The sequence below is a fragment of the Lentibacillus populi genome (assembly GCA_014642895.1).
Classification (GTDB): Bacteria; Bacillota; Bacilli; order Bacillales; family Amphibacillaceae; genus Lentibacillus_C; species Lentibacillus_C populi.
On the sequence record BMJD01000002.1, the window covers coordinates 245,073 to 258,677 of the forward strand.

Annotated in this window: 17 protein-coding genes; 7 read left to right on the forward strand and 10 right to left on the reverse strand. The window is 38.4% G+C overall.

All coding sequences use genetic code 11. The features are described 5' to 3' along the window. Positions 1-189 precede the first annotated feature (189 nt). The 7 genes from IEX12_RS03080 to IEX12_RS03110 all read right to left on the reverse strand — a co-directional run bounded on the left by IEX12_RS03080 (position 190) and on the right by IEX12_RS03110 (position 4,973). Positions 190-699, reverse strand: a complete 510-nt coding sequence (locus tag IEX12_RS03080) for a DUF3231 family protein (RefSeq protein ID WP_155554330.1) — start codon at positions 697-699, stop codon at positions 190-192. Between the two features lie 358 nt (positions 700-1,057). Then, positions 1,058-1,264, reverse strand: a complete 207-nt coding sequence (locus IEX12_RS03085; protein WP_088050346.1) for a heavy-metal-associated domain-containing protein — start codon at positions 1,262-1,264, stop codon at positions 1,058-1,060. Between the two features lie 15 nt (positions 1,265-1,279). Next, entirely contained in the window at positions 1,280-1,654 is a 375-nt protein-coding gene (locus IEX12_RS03090; protein WP_088050347.1) for a carboxymuconolactone decarboxylase family protein, read from the reverse strand. A 113-nt stretch (positions 1,655-1,767) separates the two neighbouring features. Next, complete coding sequence (locus IEX12_RS03095) at positions 1,768-2,892, reverse strand: SDR family oxidoreductase (RefSeq protein ID WP_188724633.1); 1,125 nt, start codon at positions 2,890-2,892, stop codon at positions 1,768-1,770. A 274-nt stretch (positions 2,893-3,166) separates the two neighbouring features. Beyond that, positions 3,167-3,847 carry a hypothetical protein gene (locus tag IEX12_RS03100; protein WP_188724634.1) on the reverse strand — a complete coding sequence of 227 codons (681 nt, stop codon included), beginning with the start codon at positions 3,845-3,847 and terminating at the stop codon, positions 3,167-3,169. 265 nt (positions 3,848-4,112) lie between these two features. After that, the gene (locus IEX12_RS03105; RefSeq protein ID WP_088050349.1) at positions 4,113-4,562 is read right to left on the reverse strand and encodes a YndM family protein; all 450 of its coding nucleotides are present in this window, start codon (positions 4,560-4,562) and stop codon (positions 4,113-4,115) included. 315 nt (positions 4,563-4,877) lie between these two features. After that, positions 4,878-4,973, reverse strand: coding sequence for a YjcZ family sporulation protein (locus IEX12_RS03110; RefSeq protein WP_088050350.1), 96 nt, complete (start codon positions 4,971-4,973; stop codon positions 4,878-4,880). A 212-nt stretch (positions 4,974-5,185) separates the two neighbouring features. On the opposite strand from IEX12_RS03110, the gene IEX12_RS03115 reads away from it, so the two are divergent. The 6 genes from IEX12_RS03115 (at position 5,186) to IEX12_RS23740 (ending at position 9,445) form a co-directional block, all read left to right on the forward strand. After that, positions 5,186-5,362 (forward strand): YozQ family protein, encoded by a 177-nt coding sequence (locus IEX12_RS03115; protein ID WP_088050351.1) that lies wholly within the window; start codon positions 5,186-5,188, stop codon positions 5,360-5,362. Between the two features lie 233 nt (positions 5,363-5,595). Further along, entirely contained in the window at positions 5,596-6,405 is an 810-nt protein-coding gene (locus IEX12_RS03120; protein ID WP_088050352.1) for an Fpg/Nei family DNA glycosylase, read from the forward strand. Between the two features lie 11 nt (positions 6,406-6,416). Beyond that, positions 6,417-7,268: a deoxyribonuclease IV gene (locus IEX12_RS03125; RefSeq protein ID WP_088050353.1), complete on the forward strand. Its 852-nt coding sequence runs from the start codon at positions 6,417-6,419 to the stop codon at positions 7,266-7,268. A gap of 265 nt (positions 7,269-7,533) precedes the next feature. Further along, positions 7,534-8,313: a DeoR/GlpR family DNA-binding transcription regulator gene (locus tag IEX12_RS03130; protein ID WP_088050354.1), complete on the forward strand. Its 780-nt coding sequence runs from the start codon at positions 7,534-7,536 to the stop codon at positions 8,311-8,313. A gap of 1 nt (position 8,314) precedes the next feature. Then, entirely contained in the window at positions 8,315-9,208 is an 894-nt protein-coding gene (locus IEX12_RS03135; RefSeq protein ID WP_188724635.1) for a Cof-type HAD-IIB family hydrolase, read from the forward strand. Positions 9,209-9,334: 126 nt separating this feature from the next. Next, positions 9,335-9,445 carry a hypothetical protein gene (locus tag IEX12_RS23740; RefSeq protein WP_371871261.1) on the forward strand — a complete coding sequence of 37 codons (111 nt, stop codon included), beginning with the start codon at positions 9,335-9,337 and terminating at the stop codon, positions 9,443-9,445. Between the two features lie 240 nt (positions 9,446-9,685). Here IEX12_RS23740 and IEX12_RS03140 read toward each other — a convergent pair whose 3' ends face one another. Beyond that, complete coding sequence (locus IEX12_RS03140) at positions 9,686-11,125, reverse strand: DDE-type integrase/transposase/recombinase (RefSeq protein WP_188724636.1); 1,440 nt, start codon at positions 11,123-11,125, stop codon at positions 9,686-9,688. 174 nt (positions 11,126-11,299) lie between these two features. Between IEX12_RS03140 and IEX12_RS03145 the strand changes: the two genes are divergently transcribed. Then, the gene (locus IEX12_RS03145; RefSeq protein ID WP_188724637.1) at positions 11,300-11,461 is read left to right on the forward strand and encodes a hypothetical protein; all 162 of its coding nucleotides are present in this window, start codon (positions 11,300-11,302) and stop codon (positions 11,459-11,461) included. 60 nt (positions 11,462-11,521) lie between these two features. On the opposite strand, the gene IEX12_RS03150 is transcribed toward IEX12_RS03145, so the two are convergent. Together IEX12_RS03150 and IEX12_RS03155 are read right to left on the reverse strand one after the other, a co-directional pair. Continuing rightward, positions 11,522-12,382, reverse strand: coding sequence for a DUF3307 domain-containing protein (locus IEX12_RS03150; protein WP_188724638.1), 861 nt, complete (start codon positions 12,380-12,382; stop codon positions 11,522-11,524). Next, a complete protein-coding gene (locus tag IEX12_RS03155; protein WP_088050357.1) occupies positions 12,379-13,155 on the reverse strand; it encodes a hypothetical protein in 777 nt (258 codons plus the stop codon). The genes IEX12_RS03150 and IEX12_RS03155 overlap by 4 nt, the downstream gene beginning before the upstream one ends. Positions 13,156-13,605: the final 450 nt, after the last annotated feature.

The following is a 13,605-nucleotide window of genomic DNA, read 5'->3' on the forward strand; positions in this document are numbered from 1 at the left end:
TAGTTTAACAACTGAACCAACAACAGTTGAATCAATAATTCAGTAAAATTTGGCCGCTAAAAAATTGTTTCCTTGCAGAAGGATCTAAAATGACCCCGGTAATTTGTGCCGGGATCATTTTCCATGTCGATTACAAAAAATTTGATACCTTGAAACATAGACTAAATATGAACTCATAATCTCATCAAATCAATCTTTAGCTGTACCATGATGTAATGGAGGAGGAATCAACCAGCCTTTTTCTTTATTCAGCTTAAGAACTTTTGCTCCGAGCGATGCCTTTTGCGTATGAATTTGTTCAAACATCATTGCAATATCTTCTCGGATGGATTGACCAATCATCTTACTGCATGCAACTAATCCCGCAGCTATCTCCGTGGACAAAGCAGCCGCTATTTCCTGATCCATAAAACGAGCACCAACCGGAATATCTTCCAAGGAAGCTTTAGGTCGTTCCGGAGGGGTTGGTGGCATATCAACCCCATTATTTTTTAAGAGCGTTTCAATCTGATTAACTTCGTTTTGTCCTTCTTGAATAGTTTCTTCAAGTAATTTTCGCAGGTCTTCATCACCTGCATGATTTAAATGAGTCTGGTTGCCAGCGATTGATCCTTTAGCGGCAGTTAAAAAAGCCCAAGCTCCGTAAACCTCTCCATAGTGCATTGGCTCGTCGTTAGAATTTCCACTTAAAATTCCCATAGCAATCCTCCTGATTAATTTCATGTAATAAATCCCCTTGCATTTTTAAGGTTCCCTACTTTTTCCTGCGTATTCACGGGGATAAGAAATATTAAACAAATGGATCAAGCGTTGATAACAGTGCGTCTTCAAAGTTACAAAAATTTGGTCTTGAAGGGCGAGTCGGCATAGTGAGAGCACCAAGGAAAGCTTTCTTCAGTTCATATTGCACGTGGAAAAGTGCTGAATTCGCCAAGCAGGGAGAAACAAGTAAGTGACCCAAGTTTCGCATTATCATTTAATGAATTTTTGAACATCCTCTTAATCGAAAAAAATCTACGCTTGATAAAGAAGGAGTCAGACAAACAGATGACAATTGCTACATCAATAAGAAGTCGTGCTGCTGCAAGCTGTCAACAATCCGTTTCCCTGAGATTTTCTTATCATCATATTCAACCTTAACTTCGCCATCAGCTGTATCCACTAAAACTCTATCTATGCCATCCAATTGATTAAGGTAATGTTCGATTTCCTGGATAGCACTGCCGGATGTAGCTTCTTTTACAATAATAGTTACTTCAGCCACCAATATAACTCCTTTTTATTTGGAACTCTGGTTGTAATAATCAAACGCATCCATTGCAAGTGTTGCACCTTGGGAGAAAGCTGCACCTCCGCCTAGAGCTGCACTAATGGCGATTGACTCCATTACTTCCTGTTCAGTTGCTCCGTGTTCAACGGCGCCTTTTGTATGGTAGATAATACAATATTCGTCCTGTGCATAAATACTTATACTGAGCGCAGTCAGTTGCTTATGTTTTTTGCTGATTTCCCCTTCTTGAAAACAAGCTTCCGTAAAATCAAAGTATCCTTGGGTCATTTCCGGCAATTTTTTACTAAGACGACTACTGCCTTGTTTAAAATCCGAAATTGATTGATCAAAATAATTAACGATTTCCTCATCATTCATTTCCATTTGTTTTCACTCCAGTTCTTAAAATTCAAGATTATTTTGCCCAGTTTTTATGAATCAATCCTTCATTAAAGTAACCTAATGCGAGGGTGTCTTATTCAAAAAATGTAATTAATTTATTTTTTCCGTTTCATTGCTGCCCAGGCTGCTACTCCTATTCCAATTGCTGCTGTTGTTGAAAAGATGGGATGTTTAGCTGCTTTTACATACATACTGCCGGACCGGATCCAACCGATATTTGTTCCTCTCTCATGCAACCCATAACCTGCATGGTATAAAGCACTGTCTTCAGGTGGTTTGGAAGGTCTGTTAGCATGTTGGGTTCGATACATGATAAATTCCATTAGTTTATCCGTCAAGCGTGGACAAAGCGTTCCCACAAGGTATAAAGCTTTTGCTTGGGAACCGATAAACATGTCTCTTTTCGGGTTTTCAGCCGAGTAGAGTATGGCTTCAGCTACAGCTTCAGGTGGATAAATCATTCCCCTGTGTGCTGGTTGCTTATTCAAATAACTTCTTGCATGTTCATTATAAGGCGTGTCTATTCTGCCGGGATGGATAAGCGTAACGGAAACCGGCACTTTTTCTTTTTCCAATTCCATTCTTATGCTTTCCGTCCATCCGTGTACAGAAAATTTGGCAGCTGCATAAGTCGATTGAATCACCGTCCCTCTGTCTCCAAACAGACTTCCAACATTAATCAGAGCACTTGGGACACCTCTTTCTTTAAAATGTTTCACAGCGGCTTTGCTTCCGTAGACAACACCCCAAAAGTTTGTGGCAAACATACGCTTTATGTCGTCTATGCTTACTTCCATAGCGTGTCCAAAGATGGATATCCCGGCATTATTAACCCATGTATCAAAATGCCCAAACTCTTTTATAGCCGTCTCTGCAATTTTGTTTACATCTTCTTCGCGTCCCACATCTGCCTGTACCAGGGTTGCAGAATGGCCCTTTTCTCGCAATTCATTAACCAGTTCCATTAATGCCTTTTCATTTCTTGCAGCAACAACAACTTTTGCCCCCTTTGCAGCAGCCATTCTTGCTGTTACCAAACCGATTCCACTTGATGCCCCTGTAATCACAATGACCTGGTCTTTTAATTTCTTTAAGGTTAAATTGTTCAATTTACTGAAAACGTGATCCCTCGACTGGTTCACCTTCCTTGTGTCAGCTTCTTTTAAGGCAATGACCTTATCTGAGTTTTGACCGTCTTGGTCAATCTGTTGGTGTTTCATGGTAAAGACCTCCTTGCAAAATAGTTTTTCTGCTTTATAAGGTTTCGAGCAGGTTTACGAATCCTTCTTTAGTCTTGCTTTAGACCATAATAAGAGGCTACATATAACACAGCATACCATTTAAAATTTCCCATATTTCCATTTGAATGTCGGTAAATTAAATAAATATGGGAAGAGTAGGAGTAATTAATGCGCGCCAAAAGACTAAATAGAGGTAAGTTTTTTTCTTTAAAAACCGATTACCTTACAAAAAGCAGGTTAATTTAAAACTTCACTAAATATTCGAATCATTACTAAGAACATCCTCAACTTTTTCAGTTACTTGATTTGACATCTCATTAACGATCATGACCTTATCTGTATCAAACGTTTTACCTTTTGGTACTGCGAATTGAAGTCTTTCTGCATATGGTGTTGAATTGTTCATCATAAATGCTGTTATAATTTCGCAATAGACTTTCCGTGCTTTTTCAGCATTTAACTTACCTGTAACAATATCATTCATTAAATTAAGTGCGAGAATATTGGCAGCCTCCATATCACATCGGGAAGACACTTCTCCTCTAGTCCGTTCAACTATTATGCTTCCATCAAATTTTGCGAGCTCATTAAACATGTCCAGTGGAACAGAGTAGTTGATAAAATTCTCTATAACATCAGTGTGAGGTTGAGGGAAATCATGTGGTATTTCATCTCGATATACAATCGTCCGTTTCCATGGTCCATTGTTATACCAGATGAGTCGACTGAAAATAGCCTCGTTTGGAGGGCCATATTGTTCGATTGTAAGGATTGCTGCCTTTTTGGGCATAGCGTTCCAATCATGCAAAATGCTATTTACATAGTCCATATCCATAACAGTATTGTTCGTTTTTTCTGCACCGCCAACAGTCTGTACCTTTAGATCACTAGCCATTGCCATAGCTGCAGTTTTTAATTTTTCTATTTGTTCCATAGTTGAACATCCTCTTTTACATATTTACTGTTTATTATCCAAAAAAACACTTAAATTATTCGTAATTTTACCTTTCCGCCTAATGAAAGAATTGAGCAAAGGAAAATTCACTTTTTGAAATAGTTGATAATATAATAGTAAAGATTGATAAAAATATTCATTAACTTGTCAATAGGGCGTATAGGTAGTTAGCTCGTAAAAGAAAAGCCTGTATCAGTTCAAAAGATACAGGTAATTATTGTTTGCGTATTAATTTATAGAAGAATTAGCTATCATGTTTTTCCTTATTGGTAATTGTTTGTCCGTCTGTTTCCTCAGCGAATTCGGTTTGTAATTGGCTCATTTTAGGTGAATCAGTCCGTCCATCATCTGAAAGTTGGTTTTCGATGATGTAGGTATGAATGAAAGGCTCACAAAAGGTAATAAAGAAAGCTGCCATTAAAGAAAGCATAACAATCGGAATACTACTTTCAATTAATAAAGTACCCAACACCCAGAGTGAAAGAAATGCTAATGGAAAATCCGCAATGGAAGCAGCTATATTACCAAATCTCCGCAGCATAAATAAATCGCCAATAAGATAAGAAATTCCTGTAACAAATAAACTAATCCAAAACAAATTTATTAACGTAGCATTAAAAAAAATCCCGAATATCGAGAAAACGCTTATAGAAATAGTAATGAATTTTATCCCTAATACTTTTAGATGATCCATTGTACCAAACCCTTCCTTTTTATTCTCGCTGCACGCTATATCTAAATTGTTAGTTCTGTAATAAGCATATCTTGTCCACTTTTTTATAATTAATCCGACTTTTATGTCCTATTATTACTATGCGTTTTTCATAGTCGGTGTAAAATTTAACAGGAAAAAGGAAGCCATTCGTGATGACTCAAAGAAGGAATTAATATAAGCGTGTGTCTCTTGTTCAAATCCATTTTTTAGAGAATAGGGAGAACCCTGGCAAGGCTCTCCCACTTTTTGTGTAATAAAACACGCTGAAAGGGGCTATTACTTAAATTTCAGATCTTAATAACCGCCTCCTACATAGCTTGCTCCGACAATAATCAACAAGATAAAGAGAACGACAATTAACGCGAATCCATTGTTGCCGCCATAACTCATTTAAAATTACCTCCTTTTCAAATCGGATCACTACTATCATATGGTTGTTAATTAAATTCGTATTGGCATATATAGTGTGCATACGCAAAATGTGCAGAAATACTATCGGCTTATAAGAAATTATTAACGATAATTGGAATGAAAAGATTGGATTGATGAAAAATAACGGGTGATCGTCGGAGGGAAAGTTAAATAAAAATGGAGGTTTTCAAATGCCAAAAAATCAAAAGAACAAGGTCGACCTGGAAGACAGCCGTAAAATTGCTGAAAAAAATTATCACCCTTCGTTTTATCAGGGAAAAAACCAGTTTGAGCAAGGATTGGCAGAAACCCATGAACAAGTTTCAGATGATTATGCTGAAGGAACGATTGACCAAAAGTCAGATTGAAAAAATCGGGTAGGGAGACATTCAGGTCTTCTTGCCCGATTTTTTCTTCTGATTGGATCTTTCTTTTTAATAGGTTCACCCTTAGAACTGTATAGGATCTGCAAAAGGCCTCCATACTATTCTAAGACTGTTTATGGAATGTAAGGATGACCAGTGAGTTAATTAAGACTTGCAGATGGCAGGTGTAAGAATTATTGAGGAGCAATCATTAACATTTTTTTGGGGGTTACAAAATGCCTGAACTGCCGGAAATGGAAACTTATAAAACGTTACTTACCCAAAAGATCGGCGGAAACACGATAGCGGGAGTAATCATTAATCGGGAAAAATCAATTAATGTAGAGCCAGAAACCTTTAAACATATGGTGCAAAATCAGAAGATCGAAGCTATAGAGAGAAGGGCCAAACATTTACTCTTTCACCTTGAAAATGGCTCTTGTTTACTATTACACCTCATGCTAGGTGGCTGGATGTTTTATGGAACAACAGAAGAAAAGCCGGATCGTACCGTGCAAGTGCAGTTATCCTTTGGTGACTACCATCTCTATTTTATTGGATTAAGGTTAGGATATCTTCATCTTTTTACAAAAGAAGAGGCAAAGCAAGAATTAATGGATTTAGGACCGGAGCCACTGGATGTAAATTTTTCACCTAATTCTTTTTTGAAGCTTGTCAAAAACCGAAGAGGCAGGGTTAAAACGACACTTGTTGACCAGGAATTCCTGTCGGGGATTGGCAATCGTTATTCCGATGAAATTGCCTGGCATGCCCAGCTGTTGCCGAAACGGAAATTGGACGACTTGACTGACAATGAGAAGGTTCAATTGTATCAATCCATCCGTTTTATCCTGCAGCGAGCAATCCAATACGGAGGTTATATGGATCAGCCATTGTTTGTAGGGGACACCAAAACAGGTGGTTATAATCGGAATACCTATGTTTATGGCCGTGATGGAGAGACATGTAACCGTTGTGGTGGAACCATTATCAGGGATGAAATTTCTTCTCGGAAAACGTTCTATTGTCAAGGATGTCAGCGTTAGGTGGGGGTTTCATGAAATTTGGCAGTCATGTTTCCATAAGGGATGGTTATTTTGGGGCAGCAAAACTTGCCTTATCAATGAATGCTTCAGCTTTTCAATATTTTCCAAAGAACCCAAGAAGTTTGTCTGTGAAAGAATTTAACAGGGATGACGCGATGTTATGTAAAAATTTTTGCTTAGTGCATGGCCTTGAATCTATCGCGCACATGCCATATCCCACGAGTTTGACACCTAAAAGCGCTAAGAAAAGGGATGATGTTATTCAATCGTTGCGAAATGATTTGGAGATTGCGAATGCCTGTGGTTCGATTGGTGTAGTAGTACACTTCGGGAATCAGATCAGCCATGACGATCCGCTGGTAAGTTATCGGTTAATGATTGATATGTTAGATGAAGTTCTCAGTGAGTGGGAAGGCAGTTGCAAAATACTGCTGGAAAATAATTCTGGAAAACCTGGATCAATTGGAACGACATTAGAAGAGCTTGTCCAGGTCCGCAACTTATCTAACCGACCGGAAAAAATAGGATTTTGCCTGGATACATGTCACGCCTTTGCAAGTGGACTATGGAATGGTGAAAATTGGGATGAAGTGCTGGAGAAAGGAATGGAACTCGGGTACTTTGATCGGTTAAAGGCAATCCATTTTAATAACTCTAAATATGATACCGGTTCAGGGAAAGACCGTCATGCCAACATTTTCGGCCATGGTTATATATCCGAATCACAATTTGATGAACTAGTTAAAACACCACAATTAAAGGATATTCCGTTTATTTTGGAAACGCCAAAAGAGGAGATTACACATAAGGAAGAAATAAGGCAATTGCAGGAAAGGTGGGGAGGGAAAGGAGAAGAAAAATAATTTTTAAGAACTGCTACCACTGACGGAATACCAAATCACTTATCATAATAATCCCCGAAAGGTAACACCGTTTTCTGGTCAAGGCTAATTAAGATTTTAATAGTTACTTTTTCGCCATTTTGAAGCTCAAATAATTACTTATAAATGCTTAAGTAATTATGCGTGATAAAATAATATATGCATTAAAATGCTTAATAATAATTGCAAAAACATAATTTATCTGTATAATTACTTACAAATGCTTAATTTAAAGTAGGTGTATTTTTTGTATCAAGAAGAGCGGTTAGTTTCAATTTTGGAATTTCTTAAGAAGAACAATCGGATTTCCGTTGAACAAATATGTTCGCTTTTTCATGTTTCAAGGGATACAGCAAGAAGGGATATTGTCAGACTCGAAGAAGAGAAAGCGATTATACGCACGCGAGGTGGCGCTATCCTGCCATCAGTCAGTCATGAAGTAAAAAACTATTCCAGTCGTCTTCAAATGGTATCGGAAGAGAAAAAAATTATTGGAAAAAAAGCAAGCTCTTTGATTTATCGTAATGATCGGGTTATTTTGGATGCCTCGACAACCGTTCAAGCTTGTGCTGAACAGATAGCAAATATTTCTTGTACGGTTATTACAAATTCTATTAACCAGGCAGAAGTATTATCCTCCAAACCAGAAGTAAATATCCAGCTTTTAGGTGGAACACTGCAAAAAGAGCACCGTTTTTTATACGGGGCCTCTGTCGTTGAAAAACTCTCAGAATACCATGTTGATAAAGTATTTATCGGTGTCGTCGGTATATCGGATAGGGGGCTGACGATTGCCCATGAAGAGGATGGCGTAGTAAAACGCAAAATGATCGAGCAGGCTAAACAGGTTATTGTGTTGGCTGACCATACAAAATTAGGGATTACAGACTTCTATGGATTTGCTGATCTTCAGCAGGTCGATATATTAATTACAGATAAAACACCAACTAAACCCTTTCAGTATCTATTAGACAAATATAATGTTGAACTACTGACAGCTGATCAAGACCGGGAAGGAGTTTCATAACATGATAAGATTAATAGCTATTGATTTGGATGGCACTTTGTTGAATAAAGAAAACCGAATTAGTCAAAACAATTTACAGGCAATCAAAGACGCACAATCGAGTGGGGTAGAAGTGGTCGTTGCTACTGGACGTGCCCATTTTGATGTGAAAGAAATCTTTAAGGGGACAGGAATCAATACGTGGATCATTGGCGCTAATGGAGCCACCATCCATAAACCAGATGGGAATCTCTTTCATTCTGTACCAATCCATAAGGAAGTTGTAATGGAAATCCTAAGGTGGCTGGAACAAGAGGATTTCTATTATGAGGTTTTCAGCAAATATTCCATTTTCACTCCCCATAATGGACGGGAACTGCTAGCTATAGAAATGGACAGGGTAAAAAGTGCTAACCCGGACACTAATATGCAGGAACTGCATGAAGCGGCGCGGAAACAATTCAGCCAAACAGGATTTTCATATATTCAATCATTTACAGACCTGTTACAAATGGATACGGAATTTTATAATATCCTTGCATTTTCATTTGATGCAGAAAAGCTGAAAAAAGGATGGACCAAATTTGCCCCGCGGAAAGAGTTGTCGATTGTCAAATCTGCTAAACATAATTTTGAATTGGAAAACGTCAATGCTTCAAAAGGGTTTGCGTTAAAACGTCTTGCAAATAAGTTAAATATCCCACTAGCAGATACGGCCGCAGTCGGCGACAGTTTTAACGATTTATCCATGTTAAAGATAGCAGGGAGTAGCGCAGCCATGGGAAACGCCCATCCGGAAATTAAAAACGCCTGTCATGAAATTACGCTTTCAAACGATGAAGATGGCGTTGCCCATTTCATTCATTCGTTAAGCTTGGTGAGCAAAAAATTATCCAGTAGTAAGGCGAAATTTTGATCATGAAAAATAATATTCACCCAATGCGTTATAATAGAAGTAACATATTAATAAGCTAAAACAAAACGGAAGGGCTTATTGTGACAATACTCCCAATTACAAGATAAGCGGGAACAAATATCTGAAATTGCTGGTAATCACGGAATTTACGATGTGAAAGTTTTTGGCTCTGTTGCAAGGCTTGAGGACGACACAAATAGCGATGTCGATTTCATTGTTTCATTTGAGGTAGTGTAAAAAGTTCTATGAAAACAACCTCAAAATAAAACTTCCAAATTTTTGAGAGGAGAAAAACTACCGCCATCGCTCTTGACAAACACGACAATGGTTTACATGTGAGGTGTCAAGGGCGAAGGGAACAAAAGAGGGCATGACAAATAAGCCCTTGACTTTTACCATTTTAAACCATTGTCCAGTTCGGTTTGTCAAGAGTTCGCTGCGCCGATGGCTAGTTCGTCGGGCTCAGCTAAACAAAAGCTAGGCCGATTGCTGCTCTATCAAGAAGTCCTGAGCCATGGAGATTAGCTTTGTCCATCTTTCCGGCATATTTGGCATTTTTTCAAGTTCTGGGATAACTACAGGCACATTATATTCTAGTGACGCATGTGGCCGTAAAAAGTTAAAATACGCCACAAACAACGTCACGTAGGAAACAGATCCTTCCTGGGAACCAAACCCAGTTGTAGCCCTGTAGTTGCCTTTAAACGAGCGATTCAACCGTTCAATGATTTGTTTCAAGGGACGGTATTCCTTGGAAACAGGGTCGTCGTTGGTAAGCCCAATTACCTTATGTATATCGAAGTGAATGCCATGTTGTGCAAAGTAATGCTGGGCTAGAATATAGATTGGGTTGCCATCAACGACAAACATTAAGTCATCAGGAATTGTCTTGAACTTTTGCAGGACTTCATCCAATGCCTTGATTGCGGATTGTGTATCACGATTTGGTGAAACCGGATAAGACAGGATAATTTTCTTCACCGCATCAAAGAAAAAGAATAAATAATGCCAACGTCCTTTCACGCGGATATAGGTTTCATCACCACAGAAGCTGTTAGATAGTTCATACGGATAGTGATCAACATATGGCTTTGTGATGAGTGCGACACTGTTCATGTAATTCAATATCGTCTGGTGCGAGATTTTAATTTGATGAACATCGTACATCAGTGCAGCTGTTTTTCGGGCAGAGAGACCATAGTTCACATGATACGTTAAAATAAGTCCTAATGTATGTGGTGAAGCATAGATCCGTGAAAGATCCACTTTAGGATTCACTGGTGATTCCTTGGATAAAGGTTTGAAATCAAAGTAAAATTCACGAAAGATATACCGAACCTTAAACGCCTGTGGATCTTGTTTAAAACGTTCTTTTTCTTCTTCGGTCATCTGGTTCAGCTTCTTTTGGTAAAAGGAACAATTATTGTTTTTACACTTGAAAACGTAGAAATCCTTACGTTCTTTGATTCTTTCTAGTGTTTTCAAGCAGTGAGGGCATTTGATAATAGCCTCTTTCAAAAAGCGATTCTGTTTATTAAACAGACAACCACACACTTTACATTGGTATTGCCCTTTGTCACCGTTGTTGGCATATAAATACGAAGCAGGGGCCGAACACTTTGGGCATGTTAACGTCGCTGGCACCTTAACCACACTATTTTTACGGCGAGCGACAGGTTTTAATACTTTACCATGTTTAGCTTGGTATTTCAGGATAAGTTCTTGAAAATCGAGTTTTTCCAGGGTTTCGATGACAGGCATTTCATCGACTTCCAATTTTCTGTAAGGCTTATTAACAGGCTCATCAAATTGAGCTTTAGCGACCGATTTACCTAAAATAATTCCTAAGAGCCCAAAAATAATCTTTTCTTGGTACTTGATATATTGAAGCAAATAGGCTATAAATTGAGGTAACAACTTGTCACTTCCTTTTTGGGTGTTTATGGGTGTGTGGTTACCTCATTAATACCCTAAATTTAAGGGGGTGGCAAGTTTTTTTGTATAAAAACGCATGAAATCGGGAAAGACAATAGTTTTTACTAAGAAACATTTGACAATACGTCATTTGAGAAAGGGAGAAGTTTATTCGATTTGATCGGATTTAAGGATGTAGTTGAAGAATTGCTGAATAAATCAGTTGATGTTGTTACGGAACAATCAGTGCATGAATCAATATTTCTTAGCTTAGCTGGAATTGAAGACCCATTGTCAGACAAGGGGAGCTTTCGGCATGTCCCTTGTCCGATAATGTAGCTGATACTTATCAAGCTGTCTTTACAGCCATGGATTAATAGAGCCGAAAATCACTAATCTTCACAAAATCGCTTGTACCACGAGCCCGAGCACTAAACCAAGCAAGATAGAAGATAAGGTGCCTAACAAGAAATATTCTGCCCAGTTTCGATCATCTAGCTGTTTGAATCGAGCAATCGACTTGGCCGCGATAATTAACGCAATCGCCTGGTAAGCGCTAATTGCCGTTAATAGAATAACCAGCAATCTTTCAATATAGCCAATCCATTTTCCATGTGAACGCAGCGGAGTGGAGTAAGTATAATAATGATATTCCTCTGTGAAACTATTTTCTTTCTGAGGCTGCTTTGTTTCTGGTACATGGTTCATTTGATTGCGTAATGTCAGCGCCCCTTCAAAGTTTGCAAGTTCTGACGGAAAGGAACCAATGATATGCTTTACGATATGACCGCTAACACTTGTCGCCAATATATAAATGATTATCATCAATAACATTGTATCGAACAGGGTTAAACGACCTTCTCCATACAAGTCTAATAGTTTTTCTGCCATTGCTGGATCCTGCATATGGAAAAACAGGATACAGGTTATGAGTATCATCAGCACATGTAATGCTTGGTCTAACAAGAAATATCCCAGCCTGGCCAGATTCCTGCTTTTCATGGCGTTTACTAGTTTTATTTTCAACCAATCGATCAGCAGATGCGTGACGATTATAAAGACGAAAGGCAGTATAAAATAACGGATCACATGTTGAAAACTGTATTGATAGCCCCAGATAATTGCCAGTGTGATCCCTGTTGTCAACAGATGATGAAGCATGTGTTTTTTTAAGTATTTGATTTTTTGTTTCACCATTTGGTCTGATTGCAGCCAAAAGTCGGCGATGAAATGAGCAAGAAGCAGCAATAGAATAGTCATGATGAACTCCTTTCTACAGGAAAATAATCGCCTAGATGATGGTTGATATGTCGTCTAATATTGCTTTGCAGCTTATCCGCTAGAAATGCCTCATCCGGTGCTCCTAATGAACCCAGCACCTTCACCATATCATCAAAGGCTTGTAAGATAACTTGTGTTTTACCCTGTTTGATATGATGAGAAATAGTAGCTGTCGTTCGTCCAAGATATTGGCTTACTTTATTTTGCTGGCCGAGTATGAGATAGAGAGAACAGACGAGAGATTGAATGTCGGTTTGTTCGTTCATATGCTCCTGCTTTAGCGTTAAATCGGTATTGATCAATGCTTCAAACTGCTCGCTATAAGCGGTGTAGCCTTGTTCTCTTTGTGAACGTGGTAATGCAAAACGAAAAAGGCTTCTGTTCGATTGATTTTTCAGGTAATCATTGGCCTGTCTCGCTTGTTTCATTAATGGATGAATCCAGGTTTCTAAGTTTAAGGTATTTACATCCGCTTGAATATCACCAAATGATAGACCGAAATAAGGTAGGTGGTCGGTGAACTTCCAAATACGGCTGATATAGAAAGCAAGTACATATGCGGTGGCATAACCCTTGCATACAACGACCAGTTCATCGCCCGCGCGGTGACTAATCCTTGTCGCCACTCTATTTTGTGTCCATTTCGTCATGCTATTTTTTAATTGTGCTAGATATTCACTGACTTCATTCCCAATATGTTCTTCCGACGAATTACTAACATCCATGATGAAAACGGAGACTTGATTGGACATATTGAAACAACCCCTTCCACAACCAAAGTATAGGTGAATTCGATTATATGATCTAATATAACAAAAGTTAGATGAAATAGTCAAACTTTATAGAAGTTAGATGATTTAGACTGATATATGCATCGTCCAAAAAGAGGAAAACATTTGATTCGTAAAGGCAGACTGATAGAATAAAAGAAGAGAGCGTCTTCAGTCAACATTATTGGTTCGTCGCTATTTAGTGTTGATTTCCACTTGTTCCGTCCACTCTAGAGCAGGGGCAATTAGTTGAGTTACAAGTGGAGAATGTTGAGCGAGCAATTGAACCCCATTCCCTTGTCCGGTTTGGCCTTGTTCATGTCGTGACCAATAGTAGATATAAGGTGAAATGAACATAATTAATGGCGAAAGTTCAATCCTAGAAATTTGTTGTATCCACACTAGATAGCGAAGAGCCATTTTTTGTTACTT

Bases quoted from the DNA above. Each gene is read 5' to 3' on its own strand.
- IEX12_RS03080 (WP_155554330.1), bottom strand. From the start codon at position 699: ATGGGAATTTTAAGTGGAAATTCTAACGACGAGCCAATGCACTATGGA.
- IEX12_RS03090 (WP_088050347.1), bottom strand. From the start codon at position 1,654: ATGGAAATGAATGATGAGGAAATCGTTAATTATTTTGATCAATCAATT.
- IEX12_RS03095 (WP_188724633.1), bottom strand. From the start codon at position 2,892: ATGAAACACCAACAGATTGACCAAGACGGTCAAAACTCAGATAAGGTC.
- IEX12_RS03100 (WP_188724634.1), bottom strand. From the start codon at position 3,847: ATGGAACAAATAGAAAAATTAAAAACTGCAGCTATGGCAATGGCTAGT.
- IEX12_RS03105 (WP_088050349.1), bottom strand. From the start codon at position 4,562: ATGGATCATCTAAAAGTATTAGGGATAAAATTCATTACTATTTCTATA.
- IEX12_RS03110 (WP_088050350.1), bottom strand. From the start codon at position 4,973: ATGAGTTATGGCGGCAACAATGGATTCGCGTTAATTGTCGTTCTCTTT.
- IEX12_RS03115 (WP_088050351.1), top strand. From the start codon at position 5,186: ATGCCAAAAAATCAAAAGAACAAGGTCGACCTGGAAGACAGCCGTAAA.
- IEX12_RS03120 (WP_088050352.1), top strand. From the start codon at position 5,596: ATGCCTGAACTGCCGGAAATGGAAACTTATAAAACGTTACTTACCCAA.
- IEX12_RS03125 (WP_088050353.1), top strand. From the start codon at position 6,417: ATGAAATTTGGCAGTCATGTTTCCATAAGGGATGGTTATTTTGGGGCA.
- IEX12_RS03135 (WP_188724635.1), top strand. From the start codon at position 8,315: ATGATAAGATTAATAGCTATTGATTTGGATGGCACTTTGTTGAATAAA.
- IEX12_RS03150 (WP_188724638.1), bottom strand. From the start codon at position 12,382: ATGACTATTCTATTGCTGCTTCTTGCTCATTTCATCGCCGACTTTTGG.
- IEX12_RS03155 (WP_088050357.1), bottom strand. From the start codon at position 13,155: ATGTCCAATCAAGTCTCCGTTTTCATCATGGATGTTAGTAATTCGTCG.